Annotated in this window: 19 protein-coding genes and 2 tRNA genes; 9 read left to right on the top strand and 12 right to left on the bottom strand. The window is 68.5% G+C overall.

The features are described 5' to 3' along the window. Position 1: 1 nt before the first annotated feature. The 4 genes from thrC to argS all read right to left on the bottom strand — a co-directional run bounded on the left by thrC (position 2) and on the right by argS (position 5,664). Complete coding sequence (gene thrC, locus OG804_RS27370; protein WP_328398777.1) at positions 2-1,063, bottom strand: threonine synthase; 1,062 nt, start codon at positions 1,061-1,063, stop codon at positions 2-4. Between the two features lie 83 nt (positions 1,064-1,146). Continuing rightward, the gene (locus OG804_RS27365) at positions 1,147-2,508 is read right to left on the bottom strand and encodes a homoserine dehydrogenase (RefSeq protein ID WP_328391311.1); all 1,362 of its coding nucleotides are present in this window, start codon (positions 2,506-2,508) and stop codon (positions 1,147-1,149) included. A gap of 23 nt (positions 2,509-2,531) precedes the next feature. Beyond that, positions 2,532-3,947, bottom strand: a complete 1,416-nt coding sequence (lysA, locus tag OG804_RS27360) for a diaminopimelate decarboxylase (RefSeq protein ID WP_328391309.1) — start codon at positions 3,945-3,947, stop codon at positions 2,532-2,534. Between the two features lie 58 nt (positions 3,948-4,005). Beyond that, positions 4,006-5,664 carry an arginine--tRNA ligase gene (argS, locus tag OG804_RS27355; RefSeq protein ID WP_328391307.1) on the bottom strand — a complete coding sequence of 553 codons (1,659 nt, stop codon included), beginning with the start codon at positions 5,662-5,664 and terminating at the stop codon, positions 4,006-4,008. Positions 5,665-5,755: 91 nt separating this feature from the next. Between argS and OG804_RS27350 the strand changes: the two genes are divergently transcribed. The 4 genes from OG804_RS27350 to OG804_RS27335 all read left to right on the top strand — a co-directional run bounded on the left by OG804_RS27350 (position 5,756) and on the right by OG804_RS27335 (position 7,933). Continuing rightward, positions 5,756-6,682, top strand: coding sequence for a DUF3105 domain-containing protein (locus OG804_RS27350; protein WP_328391305.1), 927 nt, complete (start codon positions 5,756-5,758; stop codon positions 6,680-6,682). Beyond that, a complete protein-coding gene (locus tag OG804_RS27345; protein ID WP_328391303.1) occupies positions 6,682-7,395 on the top strand; it encodes a DUF305 domain-containing protein in 714 nt (237 codons plus the stop codon). The genes OG804_RS27350 and OG804_RS27345 overlap by 1 nt, the downstream gene beginning before the upstream one ends. A gap of 93 nt (positions 7,396-7,488) precedes the next feature. Next, positions 7,489-7,561: transfer RNA gene (locus tag OG804_RS27340), tRNA-Arg, on the top strand. A 126-nt stretch (positions 7,562-7,687) separates the two neighbouring features. After that, positions 7,688-7,933, top strand: coding sequence for a hypothetical protein (locus OG804_RS27335; RefSeq protein ID WP_328391301.1), 246 nt, complete (start codon positions 7,688-7,690; stop codon positions 7,931-7,933). Positions 7,934-7,966: 33 nt separating this feature from the next. Here OG804_RS27335 and OG804_RS27330 read toward each other — a convergent pair whose 3' ends face one another. Further along, positions 7,967-8,821 carry a LysR substrate-binding domain-containing protein gene (locus OG804_RS27330; RefSeq protein ID WP_328391299.1) on the bottom strand — a complete coding sequence of 285 codons (855 nt, stop codon included), beginning with the start codon at positions 8,819-8,821 and terminating at the stop codon, positions 7,967-7,969. A gap of 164 nt (positions 8,822-8,985) precedes the next feature. Between OG804_RS27330 and OG804_RS27325 the strand changes: the two genes are divergently transcribed. Beyond that, on the top strand, positions 8,986-9,348 hold the full coding sequence (locus OG804_RS27325) for a DoxX family protein (RefSeq protein WP_328391297.1): 363 nt from the start codon (positions 8,986-8,988) through the stop codon (positions 9,346-9,348). A 38-nt stretch (positions 9,349-9,386) separates the two neighbouring features. Here the strand turns inward: OG804_RS27325 and OG804_RS27320 are convergent, their stop codons facing one another. Then, entirely contained in the window at positions 9,387-10,418 is a 1,032-nt protein-coding gene (locus tag OG804_RS27320; protein ID WP_328391295.1) for a hypothetical protein, read from the bottom strand. 302 nt (positions 10,419-10,720) lie between these two features. Between OG804_RS27320 and OG804_RS27315 the strand changes: the two genes are divergently transcribed. Next, entirely contained in the window at positions 10,721-11,167 is a 447-nt protein-coding gene (locus OG804_RS27315; protein ID WP_328391293.1) for an Rv0361 family membrane protein, read from the top strand. Between the two features lie 16 nt (positions 11,168-11,183). Further along, complete coding sequence (locus tag OG804_RS27310; protein ID WP_328391291.1) at positions 11,184-12,596, top strand: metallophosphoesterase; 1,413 nt, start codon at positions 11,184-11,186, stop codon at positions 12,594-12,596. A 168-nt stretch (positions 12,597-12,764) separates the two neighbouring features. Here OG804_RS27310 and OG804_RS27305 read toward each other — a convergent pair. Continuing rightward, positions 12,765-12,836: transfer RNA gene (locus OG804_RS27305), tRNA-Cys, on the bottom strand. A gap of 192 nt (positions 12,837-13,028) precedes the next feature. On the opposite strand from OG804_RS27305, the gene OG804_RS27300 reads away from it, so the two are divergent. Further along, positions 13,029-13,571 (top strand): MarR family winged helix-turn-helix transcriptional regulator, encoded by a 543-nt coding sequence (locus tag OG804_RS27300; protein WP_328391289.1) that lies wholly within the window; start codon positions 13,029-13,031, stop codon positions 13,569-13,571. A gap of 181 nt (positions 13,572-13,752) precedes the next feature. Further along, complete coding sequence (locus OG804_RS27295; protein WP_328391287.1) at positions 13,753-14,799, top strand: Hsp70 family protein; 1,047 nt, start codon at positions 13,753-13,755, stop codon at positions 14,797-14,799. Positions 14,800-14,804: 5 nt separating this feature from the next. On the opposite strand, the gene OG804_RS27290 is transcribed toward OG804_RS27295, so the two are convergent. The 5 genes from OG804_RS27290 to OG804_RS27270 all read right to left on the bottom strand — a co-directional run bounded on the left by OG804_RS27290 (position 14,805) and on the right by OG804_RS27270 (position 20,483). Further along, positions 14,805-15,581: an enoyl-CoA hydratase gene (locus OG804_RS27290; protein WP_328391285.1), complete on the bottom strand. Its 777-nt coding sequence runs from the start codon at positions 15,579-15,581 to the stop codon at positions 14,805-14,807. A gap of 223 nt (positions 15,582-15,804) precedes the next feature. Further along, positions 15,805-16,707 (bottom strand): 3-hydroxyisobutyrate dehydrogenase, encoded by a 903-nt coding sequence (gene mmsB / locus OG804_RS27285; RefSeq protein ID WP_328391283.1) that lies wholly within the window; start codon positions 16,705-16,707, stop codon positions 15,805-15,807. Beyond that, the gene (locus OG804_RS27280; RefSeq protein ID WP_328391281.1) at positions 16,707-17,792 is read right to left on the bottom strand and encodes an enoyl-CoA hydratase/isomerase family protein; all 1,086 of its coding nucleotides are present in this window, start codon (positions 17,790-17,792) and stop codon (positions 16,707-16,709) included. Before OG804_RS27280 ends, mmsB begins: the two co-directional genes overlap by 1 nt. Before the next feature lie 37 nt (positions 17,793-17,829). Beyond that, complete coding sequence (locus OG804_RS27275) at positions 17,830-18,981, bottom strand: acyl-CoA dehydrogenase family protein (RefSeq protein WP_328398775.1); 1,152 nt, start codon at positions 18,979-18,981, stop codon at positions 17,830-17,832. 2 nt (positions 18,982-18,983) lie between these two features. Continuing rightward, the gene (locus tag OG804_RS27270; RefSeq protein ID WP_328391279.1) at positions 18,984-20,483 is read right to left on the bottom strand and encodes a CoA-acylating methylmalonate-semialdehyde dehydrogenase; all 1,500 of its coding nucleotides are present in this window, start codon (positions 20,481-20,483) and stop codon (positions 18,984-18,986) included. Positions 20,484-20,489 lie beyond the last annotated feature (6 nt).

Raw genomic sequence — 20,489 nt, 5'->3', positions numbered from 1 at the left:
GTCAGGCCAGCTCGAGTCGTGCGGCCACGGCGACCGGGTCGACCTGGATGGCCTGCACCTCGGGCATATCCAAGAGGGCGGTGTCGGGGTCCTTGAGACCGTTTCCGGTGACAGTGCAGACCACCGTCAGCCCCGGTTCCAGCCAGCCTTCGGTGCGCGCGGCCAGCACACCGGCGACGCTGGCCGCCGAGGCCGGTTCGACGAACACGCCCTCTTCGGCGGCCACCAGCCGGTACGCGTGCAGGATCTCGTCGTCGGTGGCCGCGCGGAACGCGCCGCCCGACTCCTCCTTGGCGGCGACCGCCCCGTTCCAGGAGGCGGGGGCGCCGATGCGGATGGCGGTCGCGATGGTTTCCGGTTCGCTGACCGGGGCGCCGTTGACCAGCGGGGCCGCGCCGGCGGCCTGCACGCCCAGCATCCGCGGCAGGCTGCCGGTGAGGCCGTCGGCGTGGTATTCGCGGTAGCCGCGCCAGTAGGCGGTGATGTTCCCGGCGTTGCCCACCGGCAGCGCGTGCACATCGGGTGCTCGGCCGAGCACATCGCAGATCTCGAAGGACGCGGTCTTCTGGCCCTCGATACGCGCCGGGTTCACCGAGTTCACCAGGCCGATCGCCGGGAAATCGGAGGTGACCTTGCGGGCCAGTTCCAGGCAGTCGTCGAAATTACCCTCGACCTGGATGACCTTCGCACCGAGCATGACGGCCTGGGCGAGTTTGCCCATGGCGATCTTGCCCTGCGGGATGAGGACCGCGCAGGTCATGCCCGCACGGGTGGCGTAGGCGGCGGCCGATGCGGAGGTGTTGCCGGTGGACGCGCACAGCACCGCCTGCTGACCCCGGTATTTGGCATCGGTCATGGCCATGGTCATCCCGCGGTCCTTGAACGAACCGGTGGGGTTGGCGCCCTCGACCTTCAGGTACACCTCGCAACCGGTCAGTTCCGACAGGTACGGCGCGGGGACCAGTGGAGTTCCGCCCTCGAAGAGGGTGACCGGCTCCCACTCCGCCGCGCCCGCGAGCCGATCGCGGTAGGCCGCGATGAGCCCGGGCCAGCGGGAGTGCACGCCGGCCTGCGGGGCGACGCCAGTGGTGTGCCCACCCGTCGCCCGACTGCCGCCCCTCACCGAATCGCTGCGCGATGCTGTGGTCATTCTTCGGTGCCTTCCAATCTCAGAACGCTGGTGACAGATGTGACGGATTCCATATCCGACAGGGCCGAGACGGTCTCCGCGAGGGCCGACTCGGTCGCGACGTGGGTCACGACCACGAGTCGCGCCCGATCGTCGTGCCCCTCCTGCCGGACGGTCGAAATACTCACGCCGTGGTTGGAGAATTCACCCGCCACTGCCGCCAGTACGCCGGGCCGGTCTTCGACCTGCAGGTTCACGTGATAGCGGGTGGGCGTATCGCCGATCGGCGCGATCGGAAGCTCAGCATAGACCGATTCGCCGGGCGCCCGGCCGCCGAAGAACTTGTTGCGGGCGGCCATCACGAGGTCGCCGAGCACGGCCGACGCGGTCGGCGCCCCGCCGGCGCCCTGCCCGTAGAACATGAGCCGGCCGGCATTCTCCGCCTCCACGACCACGGCGTTGAACGCGCCGTTCACCGCGGCCAGCGGATGTTTGCGCGGGATCAGCGCGGGATGCACGCGCACCGAGACCCGCTCCTTGCCGCCTTCGGCCGGTGACGGCTCCCCCGGGCCCGCCGGGACCCGCTCGCAGATCGCCAGCAATTTGACGGTGCAGTCCAGCGCGGACGCGGTCTCCAGGTCCTCCGCGGTGATGTTGGCGATGCCCTGGCGGAACACGTTCGACGCCGTCACCCGGGTGTGGAAGGCCAGCGAGGCCAGGATCGCGGCCTTCGCGGCGGCGTCGTATCCCCCGACGTCTGCGGTCGGGTCGGCTTCGGCGTAGCCGAGACGCGTGGCCTCGGCGAGGGTCTCGCCATAGTCCGCACCGGTCTCGTCCATGGCCGAGAGGATGAAGTTGGTGGTGCCGTTGACGATGCCGACCACCCGGTTGACCCGGTCACCGGACAGCGATTGGATCAGCGGCCGCACCACCGGGATGGCGCCCGCGACGGCCGCCTCGAAGTACAGGTCGGCGCGGCTGCGTTCGGCGGCGGCGGCGAGTTCGCCGGTGTAATCGGCCAGCAGCGCTTTGTTGGCGGTGACCACCGATTTCCCGGAGTTGAGCGCGGCCAGGATGAGGGCCCGGGCCGGATCGATACCGCCGATCACCTCGACGACCAGATCCACATCGGGCCGGGCGACCAGGGCGTGGGCGTCGGTGGTGAGCAGCTCGGCGGGCAGACCGCGATCGCGGTCGAGGCTGCGCACCGCGACACCGCGCAGGGTTACCGGAGCGCCGACCCGGGACTGCAGATCATCGGCGTGTTCGCGCAGGATCCGCACGACCTCGCGGCCGACGTTGCCCATGCCCAGTACCGCGACGCCGATCGGCCGGTCCGGACCCCATCGGCCTGCCACTACTTCGGCCACCTCGGGCATGCTCGCACCTTTCGTCGCATCCATCAGACCTCCAGACCGAGCAGGTCGGCGACCGTTTCCCGGCGCAGGATCAGCCGGGCCGCGCCGTCGCTGACGGCGACGACGGCGGGTCGGGTCAGCATGTTGTACCGGCTCGACATGGAATAGCAGTAGGCACCGGTGCCGGCGACCGCGATCAGGTCGCCGGGGCCGGCGTCGGCCGGCATCCAAGTGTCCCGGATGATGATATCGCCGCTCTCGCAATGTTTTCCGACGACTCGGGCGACCAGGGGCGCCGCTTCGGATCCGCGCGAGACCAACTGGCACCAGTAATCGGCCTGGTACAGCGCGGGCCGGATGTTGTCGCTCATCCCGCCGTCGACGCTGACGTAACGGCGACGCAGTCCACCGTCGAGGGACACGTCTTTGACGGTGCCCACTTCGTACAGGGTCACCGTGCCGGGTCCGGCGATGGCGCGGCCCGGTTCGACCGCGATCCGCGGCACCGGCAGCCCGGCCAGCTCGGCCTCGCGCGCCACCAGCGCGCGCAGTTTCTCGGCGAACGGTTCCAGCGGCGGCGGATCGTCGGAGGGCAGATAGGAGATGCCGAGACCGCCGCCGAGGTCGATCAGCGATATCTGCGAGGTGCGTTCGACACCGAATTTGTCGACGGCTTCCCGCAGCAGTCCCAGCATGCGGTGTGCGGCGATTTCGAAACCGTCGATTTCGAATATCTGCGATCCGATATGGCTGTGCAGGCCGACCAAGCGCAGATTATCGGCTTCGAAGACCCGGGCCAGCGCTTCCATCGCGTCGCCACCGGAAATGGAGAAACCGAATTTCTGATCCTCGTGCGCCGTGGAGATGTATTCGTGGGTGTGCGCCTCCACACCGACCGTGACCCGGACCAGCACGTCCTGCACGACTCCGGCGGCGCCGGCGACCGCTTCCAGCCGCTCGATCTCGATCAGCGAGTCGACCACCACATGGCCCACTCCCGCCGCGACGGCGGCTTCCAGTTCGGCGACCGATTTGTTGTTGCCGTGCAGGGCGATGCGCTCTGCCGGGAAGCCCGCGTGCAGCGCGACGGCCAGTTCGCCGCCCGAGCACACGTCCAGCGACAGTCCTTCGTCGCGGATCCAGCGCGCGACTTCACCGCACAGAAAAGCCTTCGAGGCGTAGTGGACTCGCGAATCCGACCCGAACGCGCGCACCATATCGCGGCAGCGCGAACGGAAATCGTCCTCGTCCACCACGAACAGCGGGGTGCCGAACTGTGCCGCGAGTTCGGTGACCGGCACCCCCGCCAACCGGACCACGTCGTCGGCGCCGCGGGTGGCATTGCGCGGCCACACGTGGGCGGGCAGGTCGATCAGCTCGCGCGGATCGGCCGGGCGTTCGGGCAGGTTGGGAGCGTGCGGGATCTCGGCGTGCCGGGGCCCGGCCGGATGGACACTCATCGGTCTTCCTTCCTCATCCACTGCCGGAACAGTCGGTCGATGCTGCGGGGGGTCGCGGTCACATCCGCTCCGGGGCGGTGACGCCGAGCAGCCCCAGGCCGTTGGCGAGTACCTGACGGGTGGCGTTCACCAGCACGAGGCGGGCGGCATTGACCGGGGAGACGGGTTCGTCGCCCAGCGGCAGCACCCGCAGCGCCTTGTTGGTCTGGAACGGGTGGTAGGCGCCGGCCAGTTCCTCGAGGTAGCGGGCGATCCGATGCGGTTCCCGCAGGGTCGCCGCGCTCGCCACCACCCGGGGGAACTCCCCGATGGTACGGATGAGCGCGCCCTCGAACTCGGAGTCGAGCAATGCGAAATCCGGTGTCACCGTGTCGTATTCGAATTCCGCGGCATTGCGGGCGATCGACGCCGCCCGGGCGTGGGCGTACTGCACGTAATACACCGGGTTGACGCTGTCCTGTTTGGTCCACAGGTCCAGGTCGATATCGATGCTCGAGTTCACCGAGCTGCGCACCAGCGAGTACCGGGCGGCGTCGACGCCGATGGCCTCGACCAGATCGTCCAGTGTGACCACGGTGCCCGCGCGTTTGCTCATCCGCACCGCGACACCGTCGCGCAGCAGATTCACCATCTGCCCGATGAGCACCTCGACGCTGTCGGGATCGTCGCCGAACGCCGCGGCGGCGGCCTTCAACCGGCCGATATACCCGTGATGGTCGGCGCCGAGCATGTAGATGCACAGATCGAAACCACGGGACTTCTTGTCCTGGAGGTAGGCGATGTCCCCGGCGATATAGGCGGCGTTACCGTCGCTCTTGATGACCACCCGGTCCTGATCGTCACCGTATTCGGAACTGGCGATCCACCAGGCGCCGTCCTTGGAATACAGGTCGCCCGAACTCTTGAGGGCTTCCACCGCGCGTTCCACCGCACCCGATGCGAACAATGAGCTCTCGTTGAAATAGACATCGAAATCGATGCCGAATTCGTGCAGCGTTTTCTTGATGTGCGCGAACATGAGTTCCACGCCCTCGGCGCGGAACAGCTCCAGCCGCCGCGCCGGTTCGAGTTCGGCCGCACCGGGGTGCGCGGCGGCGATCTGCTCGGCGATCTCGCCGATATAGGCTCCCGCGTAGCCGCTCTCCGGGGTCGGCGCACCGGTGGCGGCGGCGACCAGCGATTCGGCGAACCGGGTGATCTGCGCGCCGTGGTCGTTGAAGTAGTACTCGCGGGTGACGTCCGCGCCCTGCATGGACAGGATCCGTCCCAGGGCGTCGCCGACCGCCGCCCAGCGGGTTCCGCCCAGATGCACCGGGCCCGTCGGATTCGCGGAGACGAATTCGAGATTGATCTTTGTTCCGGCGAGGGCGTCCGCGGCGCCGTAAGCCGCCCCGGCCGTGCGGACCTGCTCCAGCACCGCACCCTGTGCCGAAGCGGCGACCCTGATGTTCAGAAAGCCGGGCCCGGCGACCTCCGCGGACGCGACCGCGTCGGTACCGCTGAGCGCCACGGCCAGCCAGCCGGCCAGATCCCGCGGGTTGGCGCCGGCCTTCTTCGCGACACGCATCGCCACATTGGTGCTGTAATCACCGTGCTCGGGATTGCGCGGACGCTCCACATCGACCGTGTCGGGCAGGACCGAGGCGTCCAGTCCACGTTCGGCGAGTACCTTCGCTGCGGTCGCGTGAAGGAGATCTGCAAGGTCGGCTGGAGTCACGAGTCTCTATCCTATGGTCCGAGTGGGTGCGCGCCGCGAGTGGGCACCGCAGCTGAGCACTGTTCATCACGTGGAAAGAGCTAGGACCGGTATGCCTGACAGGACGAGCTCGAAATCGGCGAAGGCCGTGAAGGCGGCGGGCAAAGCCGCTCCCGCCCGCGCCGGCGGCGGTAAGAACAGGGGTAAACCACCGTTCACCCAGCGAATCCCCTGGCTCACGATCGGTGCGGTCGTGCTGCTCATCGGATTGGTCGCGGCGCTGGCGGTCAACTTGGTGCCCAAGTATCAAGAAAGGGCGGCGCTGGAGAAGTTCACTCCGTCGGAGCAGAAGCAGGACCCCTCCGATCAGATCGACGGTGTGGTGAAGAAGGAGTACCCGGCCGGGCTGCACATCGACGCGACCAAACGAGTGGCCTACGACCAGACCCCGCCGTTCGGCGGCCCGCACGACGCCTCCTGGGCCAACTGCATGGGCACCGTCTACGACAAGGCGCTGCGCGACGAGAACGCGGTGCACTCGCTGGAACACGGTGCGGTGTGGATCAGCTACAACCCGGACAAGGTCGACCAGTCGGGGATCGACACGCTGAAGAAGAAGGTCGAGGGTGAGCAGTACATGCTCATGTCGCCGCATCCCGGGCAGGAAGCACCCATCTCGCTGCAGTCCTGGGGGCATCAGCTCACGGTGTCCAGCGCCGACGACGAACGTATCGGCCAGTTCATCACCGCGCTGCGCCTGAACAACTTCGCCTACCCCGAGGTCGGCGCCGACTGCGCCACCGTCGCCTTCGACACCCAGAACCCGCCGCCCTACGACCCGAGCGACCCCGGCCCCGACGCGGTGCCGATGGACGGCGCGGGCCTTCAGCCCGACACGGGCGAGCTCGGCGGCATGGGCGCGCCGAGTGGCGGACTGCCCGGCGGCGGTCTGCCGGGCGGACTGCCCGGCGGTATCCCGGCCATCCCGGGCATGCCGGGCACAATGCCCGACCAGCAGGCTCCGGGGGCAGAGCAGTAATGCCGGACCCGGACGCGACCGAAGCCGAAGCCCGGTCCGGTTGGCGTGAGCAGCTGCGCGGACAACGCATCGCGCTGCTGATCATCGCCGCGATCGGCCTGCTCGTGATCGGATTCGGCGCCGGGGTGCTGCTATCGCCGGACAACTCCGAGGACACGCCGCCCGGGCCGGTGGACATCGGTTTCGCGCAGGACATGTCGGCTCATCACACGCAAGCTGTGGAGATGTCGGGAATCGCGCTGCTCGGTTCCACCGATCCCGCGGTCCAGCGCCTCGCCTACGACATCCTCACGACCCAGCAGAGCCAGATCGGCCGGATGCAGGGCTGGTTGCAGATGTGGGATGCGCCGGCCCGGGGAACCGACGGCTATATGGGCTGGATGCAGTCGGACGAGCACGGCGGCGACGGACACGACCACGGCTCCGGAATGCACCACACCGGGTCGATGGCCGCCATGCCGGGTATGGCGAGCACCGAGGACATCCAGCGGCTCCGCGATGCCCGCGGGGCCGCGCAGGATGTCCTGTTCCTCCAGCTCATGCTGCGCCACCACCAGGGCGGGGTGCCGATGCTGGAATACGGCGCCGAGCACGCCGACACCGGTGAGATCCGCATCCTCGCCGGGCAGATGCTCGCCGCCCAACAGGGCGAAGCCCGGCTCATCACCGATATGCTCACCGCCCGCGGTGGGCAGCCGCTGCCCCTGAACTGACCCGCCACCACCCGTTTTGGCCGCACCGGCGGTGATGCGATACGCTGTGGTCCGCCCGATCGACCGGCACCGGTTCGAATCGGGTGGATCCCCGCCCTCGTAGCTCAGGGGATAGAGCGTCTGCCTCCGGAGCAGAAGGCCGCAGGTTCGATTCCTGCCGAGGGCACGTACTAGGAAGGCCCCGACCAGCTGGGTTCTGGTCGGGGGCCTTTCTCGTTCGCAACCTCGGCCAGCGTCGATGACACGCCGTGCCTGGACGATCGAACCTTGCCGCCGCCGTGATCCTGGGTGCGTGGATGTGGTTCCAGCCGGCACGACCACGGGCGGCGTCGTGGCGGAACTGAGCGCAGTGCTGGCCGCGCTTCCGCGCCTGAAAGTGGTCGCGGTTCTGGACGGGTGCCGTGCGGCGGAGTTCGGCATGATCACCGACCTGTGTGAGATGAACAAGTCCACGCTGTCGAAGACGATGACCCCACTCGAGGCCGCCGGATACGGTATGCCGAATGTCGATCGCCGATGTAACCGTGAAAAACCGTGATTCGCTGACCGCGGCGGGAAAGTCCGGGGCGGGTCAGGGTTCGCGATATGCGGCCGTCGCGATGCGCACGAGCGATCGGATCAAAGGGTTGGCATCGCCCTCGTTCCAGACGATCACCACCCTGCTCGGCGCCATATCGATCAGCGGGACCACAGCCAGTCCAGCGGGCACGTCGTGCCCGAGCGGACTCATCCCGACGGTGCCGTTCCACAGCACGGCCTGCATGCATTCCTGGACCACGCGTACCACCGGGCCTTCGCGGGGCTCACCGCCGTGCCAATAGGTCTGCCAGAGCGGGTCGGTGCCGTCCGGGAACCGAAACCAGCGCCGGTCGGTCAGATCGGCCAATTCCAGGTGGTCGCGAAGAGCCAGCGGATCATCGGCGCGCACCACCGCCCCGACCGGGTCGGCGCGCAGTTCACGGACGACCAGAGCGGTGTCGTCGAACGGTGCGCGGGTGAGGGCGACGTCGACGAGTCCGGCCGTCAGCCCGCAGGTCGGGTCGGTGAGGTCGGTATCCCGAATGCGGATATCGATCTCGGGGTGCTCGCGGCGATAGGCGGCGGCCAGCCTGGTGGTGCCGGGGTCGGTGGCGTCGCCCAGGATGCCGATGGTGAGGCTCGCGTTTCCGGCCGCGGCGGCCACCCGCGTGCTGAGGCGGTCGGCCTGATCGAGCAGGGCACGTGCCTCGTCGAGCAGCACCGTCCCGGCCCGGGTGAGACCGACGCCGTTGGGGGACCGTTCGAAGAGTGCGGCGCCGACCTTCGCCTCCAGTTGCCGGATAGCACGGCTCAGCGGTGGTTGGCTCATATGTAGTCGGGCAGCGGCCCGACCGAAATGGCGTTCTTCGGCGACCGCGACGAAGTAACGCAGCGTGCGGAGCTCCACGCTGGCACGATACCCGTGCGGTATCGGTATCGCGGATCAGGTCTTGGACACCCGCGATTTCTGGCTGTGCAATCGCAGTGATGAGCCGCTGCGCGACCGACCGCGCCCGAACCCGGGCCGCACATGTCCAGCCCCGGCCCGCGCCTGTCATCGCTGGAGGAAATGTGAACATCGCATATTGGATCGTCGCCGGCCTGCTCGCCCTGTTCTACCTGTACTCAGGGGTGCTGAAGGTCATCCGCAGCCCGGACCGGCTCCGGCCGATGATGGCCTGGGTAGACCGCCTGCCACTGCCGACCGTCCGGGCCATCGGCGTACTCGAGGTTCTCGGCGCGCTCGGCCTGATCCTGCCACCGCTGACCGGACTCGCGCCGTGGCTCGCGGTGGCCGCGGCCGTCGGTTTCGTGCTCCTGCAGCTCGCCGCGATCCCGGTCCACCTGACCGGCGACGACCGGCAGGTCGGCCTCAATATCGCCCTTGTTCTCGCAGCGGCCGCGACCGTGTGGCTGGCGACCTCGGCGCGGTAGGACACGGGCCGAACGAGGGATCGGCGGCAGCGACGAACTCAGTCCAGGGAGTTCGCCAGGCGGGCGTGCAGGTCCAGGAGGTCGGAGATCTGACCGGCCGGGCGGCGACCCATCCCGCATTCGGTGGCGATACCGAACTGGGGAACGAACACCGACGCGGCCTTGATCCGACGGCGGGCGCCTTCGAAGCCGTCGGAGGCGTGCACCAGGCCCAGATAGAGGGTGGTCCGCGGGGCGAGGTCGAGGCCGGCCAGCGGGGCGAAATACGGTGCGTCCGTGCGCCCTTTGGGCACCGGCAGATGCACCCAGTCGAGCGGGCGGGTCAGCGCGTTCGCGACGCCCGAGGCCACCGCGACCAGTTTCGAGGTGTCGGCCGGTTCGACGAAATGCTGATGGCCGAAATCCCCGTAGCAGAGGTGGTAGCCGAGCTCCACGCCCTCGGGAACGGCATCGCCCAACCGAGCCAGTCGCTCGATCACCCCGGCCAGACGAGTCGGGTGGTCATCGCCGAACCAGGACGGGAAAACACCTTCGAACAGGGCGAATTCGACCGCGGCGTCCCATTGGATCGCCAGATCCTCATGCGGAATCGCCGAGGTGATCTGATCCAGTTCGGCCAGGATCGCGGCCTCGTAACGCGCTTCCAGTTCTGCCTGCGGCCCGGCGATGAACGCGCCCACCACCGCGATCGGTGTCGGCAGACTCACCTGGAATCGGGTGCCGGGCCGGATCACGCCCTGCGCGCGGAACTTCTCGAACACCCGCCACGATTCGCGCGCCGCCTGCGCATAGCCCAGCGCACCGAAATCGACTGCGGCCGGATCGATGCCGGGGGCGGGCCGCACCCGCTCACTCGGGCCGTATTCGGGACTCGGCGGCGGCACGGTGACCAGGCTCGGATGAGCCTGCAGTTTGGGGAGCTGCCACACCACCCAGTTGTCACGCTCACCGGTCTCGCCGTCGGGGATCCGGCTGATATGCCCGCCCAAACGGCCGGCGGCCTCGGTGAACACACTCGCGGCATCGGTCAGCGGGACGCTGCCGCACAGGTGGACGCCGAGACCGACCATGACACATACCTCCACGCGCTATCCGGGTTCCGCCGGATGGAGTGTAAGAGGGTGGACGCCGTTGCGCGCGCGGAGCGATCGGCGACGGACCCGGGGGAACGCGGGCCGTATGCCGAATCGGACACCGACACGGCGGGTGTCGTAGTGTTCGGGAAACATCCCGGGAAACGGAGAACGCTTTGACTCAGCCACCGGCAGGCCCGCCCCCGACCGGGCCGCGGCCGCCTGCAGGATCGTCACCGGGTTACCCGGGTCAGCCGCCTTCGGGGGCGCCGGCGCAACCGCGCAAACGACGCACCGGCGTGATCGTGGGCGCCGCGGTGGCGGCGATCGTGGTCGTCGCCGGAATCGCTGCCGCGGTGGTGTTGACGATGCAGGGCAAGACGCCGCTGTCCTCCGATGAGCAGCAGGTCGAGGCCGCGCTCCGGGATTTCTACGGCACCCTGACAGACGAAGGATTCCGGGCCGCCACCGATCTGGCGTGCAAGGCCGACCGCGACGATTTCGCCGCCATGTCCGATTCGGAGAAATCCGAGGCCGAGAAGCTCGAGTTCACCGTGGAGGTCGAATCGGTGGACAACATCGTGGTCACCGGCGACCGGGCCGAGGCGGAGATCAAGGGCAAGTTCAGCTTCGCGGCGCCCGGCGATGATTCCGACGATCAAATGGACGACAGTTCGGACGAGACCCTGGTGAAAGAGGACGGCGAGTGGCACGTCTGCTCGTCGGCCGGTAGCGACGGCGCATGAGCGGCGGCGCGCGGCGATGAGCTGCTGCGGACCCTCACGGCGCACGGTTCTCGGCGCACTGGGCCTGGCCGCGTTGCTGCCCTTGGGTTTCACCGGCCGGGCGGCCGCCGGGTCCGGCCCGGTGCTGGCCGGCGATCTGGAGGTCGTCACGGTGACCGGCGCCTCCGCCGTACTCACCTGGACCAGCCGGACACCCGATGCCGCGGGCCGGCCGGTTCCGGTGGACACCGACGGTGAAGTGTTCCTGGGTCCGGCCGACGGTTCGCACCCACTCCGGCGGGTGTGGGGTTCCACGGAGGCGACCCCCTTCCATTACGCGCAGATCGACGGTCTGGAACCGGGCCGCGCCTACTGTTTCGAGGCACGGTCGGCCGGGATTCGCGCGACACCGGCGGTATCGGCCACCACCGGCCTGCCGGGCACACCGGAAACCGCCGGAACCTTCACGACCCTGGTCCCGCCACCCGGCCGCCTGCTGCGGACCATCGCCCTCGCGAACGATATCCACTACGGGGAGACCGTCAGTGGTCTCGTGGCCGGCGACCTGCCGCCAGGTCTGCGCCAGGAACCGGGTCTGCCGCCTTATCCGGCGGTCATGTTCGACGCCGTGCTCGACGATCTGCGCCGCTCCGACCGGGGAGCCGAGATCCTGCTGCTGGCCGGCGACCTCACCGCCGAGGCCGCACCCGAGGATCTGCGCGCGGTCCGCGCCCGGTTGGACCGGTGGGGCGAGCCGGGTCGCGACTATCTCACGGTCCCCGGCAACCACGACCGCCCACACACCGGAGACGAGTACGAAACCTGTCCGGCCGTCGTCGGCGCCGCCGACCACCGGGATTGCTGGAGCGAGGTTTTCGGACCGCGGCAACAGCTGATCGAACACGAACTGGGCGGGCTGCGGATCCTCGGTCTGGACACCAGCGCGCTGGACGGGGCAGGCGGCGTACTGGACCCCGGGCAGCTCGATCGGGTCACCGAACTGCTGCGCGGCGAGCCCGATCGCCCCACCGTCGTTTTCGGACATCATCCGGTCACTGTGGAGGCGGGGCTCACCAATACCGCGGGTCCGGGTTTCGTCCTCGATCGGGCGACCGCGCTCCGACTCCAGCAACTGTACGAGGGCGCGCCCGGGGTGTTCCTGCAGCACAGCGGACATACGCATCGCACCCGCAGAACCCGGCCGGATACCGCGTGCGCGGTCGAATTCCTGGAAGTGGGCGCGATCAAGGAGTATCCGGGCGGTTACAGCCTGCTGCGGATCTACGAGGGCGGCTACACGGTGAACTTCTACAAGACCCGGACTCCGGACGCCCGCCGCTGGAGCACGCTGACCCGCAGCGAGTACTTCGGTCTGCTCCCCGACTACACGCTGGGCACCTTCGCCGATCGCAATCATGTGGTGCTGCGGGATTTCTCGGGTCTGACCTAGCGGCGAGTCGGCCGTGCGCGTCCTCGATCGGGACGACCAGCTGTTCCCGGACGACCGGGGTGCCGGTGCGGCAGGGATGGAGGCCGACGCCGGATCCGGCGCGGACCGATTGCGGACCGCACAACAAAAACTCCGGCTCCGGCCTCCATGAAACGGCCCTGCCCGTTGAGCGAGCGGCGGGAATCGAACCCGCGTGAACGGCTTTGCAGACCGTTGCCTGAACCACTCAGCCACGCCCGCGTGACTCGAAGAATCATGGCCCGGGGGCGGTGCCGGAGCCCAGGGTTGGGCTCAGCCGGATCGCAACCGGTGACAGGTGCGTGGACGGGCGGCCCGCTTCGGTCCGTCACACCGGGTCCGAGCGGGCCACCTGCCACGAACGAGCACCCACGGCACAGCTCCCCGGCCGGATGCCGTGCGATGATCGAGCACATGTCTCGCCCCCGACCGCTACCAGTCGACCCGATCCAGGAGGCCCACCGTCAGTGGGTCGGCCACGGATGGGGTCCGGTCGCCGACGGGATGGCGGCGGTGACCTCGCTGGTGCGCGCCCAGCAGATCGTCATGGCGCGCGTCGACGAAGCGCTGCGACCGACCGGCCTGACGTTCTCCCGCTACGAGCTGCTGCAACTGCTGAACTTCAGCGCCACCGGCGCGCTGCCGATGGCGGTGGCCAGCGCCCGGTTGCAGGTGCATCCGACCAGCGTCACCAATTCGGTGGACCGGCTGGAGGGAGCGGGATTGGTGAACCGGGTGCCGCACCCCAACGATCGGCGGGCCACCCTGATCGAGATCACCGACGCCGGAAGGTCTCTCGTCGCCGAGGCGACCGAGTATCTGAACGAACGCGTTTTCGCCCGGCCGGAACTGCCCCCCGACCGGTTGCGGACCCTGTTGCAGTTGCTCGCCGAGTTCCGCCATACGGCGGGCGACTTCGATACCGGCGAAGCTCCGGCCCGCTGGGCCGAGCCCTGACCTGCCGGTACGGAGGGCCGCCCGGTCCTGGTGCCGCCGCGACGAGCGGCCGTAGATCACGACATATCAGACAGTTTGCTGTGGCCGGACATCAGCAAACACAGGGCGGACAAGCACTTGTCCAGCAAATTTCTCGGTGGTTCGGCTTGGCAACACAGCAACCGCGGCGCACCATATGTTTATGGTGCTGGTTCTCGGGGTATCAGTGGGCGCCTCGGGTGCGCGCGCCGTACTCACGCATTCCGATCAACCGCACCTGCCGCCGATCGACCGCTGCCATATCCACCGCCCGGCACGCGCCTCCCTGATCGAACCGGTGCTGATCGCCGTCCGGCGGATGCACAGCGCCGCGCGCCGACGCGACGAGTACATCACCGGAACCGCGGTGACCTGCCAGAACCGGCAGCAGGCCGAACTCGTGGGGGACTCCCTGGGCACCGGCCGGATCACTCTCGTGGACGAGCCGCTGGCACAACTGCGGTACCTGCGATTCACCGAGAAACTCCCGGCTTCCGGGGCCGTGGCCCTCTTCGACCTCGGCTCCTCCGGCCTGACCCTCACTCAGATCGACTGCCGCACCGATACGGTGCTCGCCGGGGCCCACTGCCCCGGCCTGGGCGGTGACGGCTACGACGAGCTGCTGTGCGAATGGCTCGACGGAGCAGGTGTGTTCACCGACGAATCGGCGGCCGGCCGGTACCGGGAAGCGCTGAGCAGCGCCCGGGTGGTGACCGCCGCCGACCCTTCGACCGCCGAACGCGCGGTGATCACACGCAGCGATCTCGCCGAACTCTGCGCCGACGCGGTGAGCTCGGCCGCCACACTGGTGCACCGGGTGGCCGCGCAGACCGAGGTCGCGCCGGACGCGGTGGCCCTGCTCGGCGGCTGTGCCCGCAACCCGGCCCTGCGGGCCCGCCTCACCGATCTGCTCGGGCTCCCACTGGTCTGCGATTCCGAACCGGAATACGTCTCGGCGCGCGGCGCGTTGCTGTTCGCGGCCGAACGGCCCGCCGCCGGTATCCGTACCGCGCATATCCGCGCGGGCGGGCAGGTGGTGTCACTCGCCCCGCCGACCGTCGGCCGGCGCAAGGTGTACGCGGCCGCCGCCGTGACGATCGGGCTGGGCGCGACGGTGGCGGGGCTGCTCACCGCACAGAACGGCGCGGCGCAGCCCACCAGGAGCACCGTCGTGCCCACCGATATCCTGGACGCGCCGCCCGAACCCTGACCGGATCAGCGATTGGTGAACCGGGCGGGCCGCTTGTCCACGAACGCCGCCATGCCCTCCTGCTGGTCCGCGGTCGCGAACAGCGAATGGAACACCCGCCGCTCGAACCGCAGGCCCTCGCTCAGCGTGGTCTCGAAGGACCGGTTCACCGCTTCCTTGGCGATCATGGTCACCGGCAGCGACATCGAGGCGATGGTGGCCCCGACCTCGAGCGCAGTGTCCAGCAGTTCGGCGGCCGGCACGATCCGGGACACCAGCCCGGCGCGCTCGGCTTCCGCGGCGTCCATATTGCGCCCGGTGAGCACCAAGTCCATGGCCTTGGCCTTACCGATCGCCCGGGTCAGCCGCTGCGAACCGCCGATACCGGGGATGACGCCCAGCTTGATCTCGGGCTGACCGAACTTGGCGTTGTCCGCGGCGAGGAGGATGTCGCAGATCATGGCCAGCTCGCAGCCGCCGCCCAGCGCGTATCCCGCGACCGCGGCGATGGTGGGCTTGCGGAACTGGGCCAACCGCTCCCAGCGCGCGAAGTAGTCGTCCATGAACATGTCCATATAGGACTTCGGCTGCATCTCCTTGATATCCGCCCCGGCAGCGAAGGCCCGTTCGGAACCGGTGATCACCACGGCGCCGACCTCGTCGTCCCGCTCGACCTCGTCGAGCGCGGCGATCACATCATCGAGGACCTGTGCATTGAGCGCGTTCAGTGCCTTGGGCCGGTTCAGCGTGATGAGGCCGACCTTGTCCTTACGCTCCAGCAGAATCGTCTCGAAGTCGGTCACAGCACATCCTCTGGTCGAAACGGTCATGAACATCGGTGACGATACCGCGCGGGTCACCACCGGCGACTGAGTGGTTTTGTCCGGGTCACCCCGTCTCCAGCGGTGCGTCCAACGCGGCGAATTCCGCGGGCCGGAAAGCGGAGCGCGGTAACGAATCCCGGACCCACCCGCGCGGGCGGGTCCGGGATTCACCCGAGTCGGACTCGCGATCGGCTCGGGTTCGTCACTCGGCGGGGGCGGAACCCCCACTGCGCTCACGCACCTCGGTGACGATGGCCGAGAAATCCCGCCCGCCCGAGGTCTCGTTGAACTCGCTGTAGATCTCCGCCGCGAGTGCACCGATCCGCCCGTCCACCCCGTTGGCACGCAATGCTTCCACCGCCAGGCCGAGATCCTTGTTCATCAGGGCGGTGGCGAATCCCGGCTGGTAGTCGTTGTTCGCCGGACTGGTCGGCACCGGACCCGGCACCGGACAATAGGTGGTGAGCGCCCAGCTCTGCCCCGACGCCGTGGACACCACATCGAAGAACGACTGGTGACTCAGCCCCAGTTTCTCGCCCAGCACCAGCGCTTCGGACAAACCGATCATGGAGATGCCGAGCAGCATGTTGTTGCAGATCTTGGCCGCCTGGCCCACCCCGGAGGCACCGCAGTGCACCACCTTCGCGCCCATCACCTCGAGCACCGGCAGCGCTTCGGCGAAATCGGCATCCGCCCCACCGACCATGAAGGTCAGCGTCCCCGCGGCCGCACCGGCGACACCGCCGGACACCGGGGCGTCGAGCGCGCGATGGCCCGCCGCCGACGCCGCCTCGGCCGCGGCTTTGGCATCGGCCACGTCGATGGTCGAACAGTCCACGAACAATGTCGCGGGCACCGCGGCAGGCAACAGTTCGGCGTACACGTCGCGCACCAGTTTGCCGTTGGTCAGCATGGTGATGACGATGTCGCGGCCGGCCGCCGCGGCCGGTCCCGTGTCGGCCAGGGCGATCCCGTCGGCGCGCGCCTGTTCCTGCGCGGCCGCCGACGGATCGAAGGCGTACACGTCGTAGCCGGCCTTCACCAGGTTCGCCGCCATCGGACCGCCCATATGGCCGAGCCCGAGGAAGCCGATCGTCTTGGTCATCAGTTGTCCTCCGGAATCGTCAAACCCAGTTCCCGCGCGCCCAATTCGGCGAAGTACGCGTCGACCTGCGCGGCGGTCACTCCCGACAGGTCGGCCGGTGACCACTGCGGATTGCGGTCTTTGTCGACGACCTGGGCGCGGATGCCCTCGACCAGATCATGTGAGGCCAGCGAGGCGATCGAGACCCGGTACTCCTCGTTCAGCACCGCCTCCAGGCTGTCGGCCCGGCGGGCCGAGCGCAGCGAGCGCAGGGTGACCTGCAGCGCCACCGGCGATTTCGTCAGCACGTCGCCGGCGGCCGCGACGGCCGCCGGGGCGGCGTGGCCCCGCAGCCGGTCGACGATCTCCCCGACCGTATCGCCGCTGTAGCAGGCATCGATCCATTCGCGCTGCGCCACCAACGAGGATTCCGGCGCCTCCGTCGCGAATTTGGCGATTGCTATATCGGCGGCCTCGCTCTGCAGGGTGGTCAGCAGGGCCGGAATCTGTTCGGCGGGGACGAAATAGTCCGCGAAACCGGTGGCGATCGCGTCACCGGCCTTCAGGCGAGCGGTGGTGAGCGCGATATGCGTCCCCAGCTCGCCCGGTGCCCGCGACAGCAGATAGGTGCCGCCGACATCGGGGATGAACCCGATTCCGACCTCGGGCATCCCGACCGTCGACCGTTCGGTGACGATCCGGTGACTACCGTGCGCGGACAGTCCGACCCCGCCGCCCATCACGATCCCGTCCATCACCGCGACATACGGTTTCGGGTAGCGGCCGATCAGCGCGTTGAGAACGTACTCGTCACGCCAGAACTCGCCGGTCGCCGAATCCGCCGCCGACCCGATATGGCCCGCGGCCCGCTGTTCCTTCGCGTCGCGATGGATGGCGACGATATCGCCGCCCGCGCACAGTCCGCGCTCACCGGCGCCGGTGATGGCCACGGTCCGCACCGAGTCGTCGGCGGCCCAGGCCCGCAACTGCTCGGTGATGGTGAGCGCCATCGCGTGGTTGAGCGCGTTGATTGCCCTGGGCCGGTTCAGAGTGATCAGTCCCAGGCCGTCACGCTGTTCGACCAGGACTTCGGGTTCCTCGCTCATTCAATTCCTTTCGCGCTCGCCGCGGGGCGTTCGCCGCTCACGACACGCCCGCCACGGACGCTGTCATGGACCGGGCCACGACCATCCGCATGATCTCGTTGGTGCCCTCCAGGATCTGGTGCACCCGCAGGTCGCGGACGATCTTCTCCAGTCCGTATTCGGCCAGGTAACCGTATCCCCCGTGTAGTTGCAGGGCGGTGTTGGCGACCTCGAATCCGGCGTCGGTGGCGAACCTTTTGGCCATGGCGCAGAGTTCGACCTTGTCCGGTGCGTCCGCGTCCAGCGCCGCCGCGGCCCGCCACAGCAGGGTCCGGGCGGCTTCCAGCTCGGTTCGCATATCGGCCAGTTGGAACTGGAGTGCCTGATTGTTCAGCAGCGGGCCGCCGAATGCGGTGCGCTGGGCCAGGTAGGGGATGGTCTTCTCGAGCGCGGCCTGCGCCCCGCCCACCGAACAGGCCGCGATATTGAGGCGGCCGCCGTTGAGCCCGTTCATGGCGATCCGGAACCCGTCGCCCTCGTCACCGAGCCGGTTGGCGACGGGAACGCGCGCGTCGGTGAGGATCACCTGCCGGGTGGGCTGGGCGTTCCAGCCCATCTTCTTCTCGTTGGGTCCCACCTCGAGACCGGGTGTGTCGGCGGGGATCACGAGCGTGGAGATCCCGCGCGCCCCGGTATCGGCCGTCCGCACCATCATCACGTAGACGTCGTTGCTGCCCGCACCCGAGATGAACTGTTTGACGCCGTTGACCACATAGTCTTCGCCGTCGCGCACCGCCCGGGTGGTGATGGCCGCCGCGTCGGAGCCCACACCGGGTTCGGTGAGGGCGTAACTGGCCAGCAGATCCATCGCGGTCAATCCGGGCAGCCACCGCCGACGCTGCTCCTCGTCGCCGTAGGCATCGATCATCCAGGTCGCCATATTGTGGATCGAGATATAGGCCGCCACGGCCGGGCAGCCGGTGGCGAGTTGTTCGAAGATCCGCACCGCGTCCAGCCGGCTCAGCCCGGACCCGCCGAACTCCTCGTCCACGTAGATGCCGCCCAGCCCGACCGCACCGGATTTCCGCAGGACATCCACCGGGAAGTGTTTGTCCTGATCCCATTCCACGGCGTGCGGCGCCAGGTATTCGTCGGCGAAATCCCGGGCGGTATCGCGGATGGCGCGTTCGTCCTCGTCGAGGGTGAACACGGTCATTCCATCGTCGGGATGACGAAGCTGTTGCTCTCCTTCAGGCCCGCCGGCCACCGCTGCGTCACCGTCTTGGTCTTGGTGTAGAAGCGGATGGAGTCGGGACCGTGCTGGTTCAGGTCGCCGAAGCCGGAGCGCTTCCAGCCGCCGAAGGTGTAGTACGCGATCGGCACCGGGATCGGGACGTTGATACCCACCATCCCGACCTGCACGCGGGCCGCGAAATCGCGCGCGGTGTCGCCGTCGCGGGTGAAGATCGCGACACCGTTGCCGTATTCGTGGTCGTTGGCCAGCGCCAGGCCCTCCTCGTAGTCCGCGGCGCGCACCACGGTGAGCACCGGGCCGAAGATCTCTTCTTTGTAGATCGACATCTCCTTGCCGACCCGGTCGAACAGGGTCGCGCCGACGAAGTAGCCGTCCTCGGCGCCGTCCACGGTCAGACCGCGTCCGTCGACCACCAGTTCGGCGCCCTCGTCGATGCCCTGCTGCACGTACTTCTGCACCCGGTCCACACCGTCGAGACCCACCAGCGGGCCGTAGTCGGCGCCCGGATCGTCGGAGCGGCCGACATTGAGTTTGTGCACGCGCTCGGTGAGCTTCTCGACCAGTCGGTCCGCGGTCTCCTCGCCCACCGGTACGGCCACCGAGATCGCCATGCAGCGTTCCCCGGCCGACCCGTAGCCGGCGCCGATCAGCTGATCGGCGACATCGTCGAGGTCGGCGTCGGGCATGACGATGGCGTGGTTCTTCGCGCCGCCGAAGCACTGGGCGCGTTTACCGTTGGCGGTGGCTGTCTCGTAGATGTACTGAGCGATCGGCGTGGAGCCGACGAATCCGACGGCCTTGATCCGGGGGTCGTGCAGGATCGTGTCCACGGCTTCCTTGTCGCCGTTGACCACATTGAACACACCCTCGGGGAGACCGGCCTCGAGGAACAGTTCGGCCAGCCGCAGCGGGACCGACGGGTCGCGCTCGGAGGGCTTCAATACGAAGGCGTTACCGCAGGCCAGGGCCGGACCGGCCTTCCACAGCGGGATCATGGCCGGGAAGTTGAACGGGGTGATCCCGGCGACCACGCCCAGCGGCTGGCGCATCGAGTACACATCGATGCCGGCGCCCGCGCTCTCGGTGTACTCGCCCTTGAGCAGATGCGGAATACCGACCGCGAATTCGATGACCTCGAGGCCGCGCTGGATATCGCCCTTGGCATCGGCGATGGTCTTGCCGTGCTCGCTGGACAGCAGTGCGGCCAGGGCATCCATCTCGTCGTTGACCAGGGTCAGGAATTTCATCAGCACCCGGGCCCGCCGCTGCGGGTTCGTCGCGGCCCAGGCCGGCTGTGCGGCCTCGGCGTTCGCGATCACCGCTTCGACCTCGGCCCGGCTCGCCAGCGGGACCCGGGCCTGGACCTGGCCGATATTCGGGTCGAAGACATCACCGAAGCGCCCGGAGGTGCCGGGGACGTGCTGCCCGCCGATGAAATGTGTGAGCTCTCGAGCCATGCGATT

The sequence above is a fragment of the Nocardia sp. NBC_00416 genome (assembly GCF_036032445.1).
Taxonomy (GTDB): Bacteria; Actinomycetota; Actinomycetes; order Mycobacteriales; family Mycobacteriaceae; genus Nocardia.
Note: the sequence above shows the minus strand (reverse complement) of the source record. Positions and strands in the feature narration are given on the sequence as shown.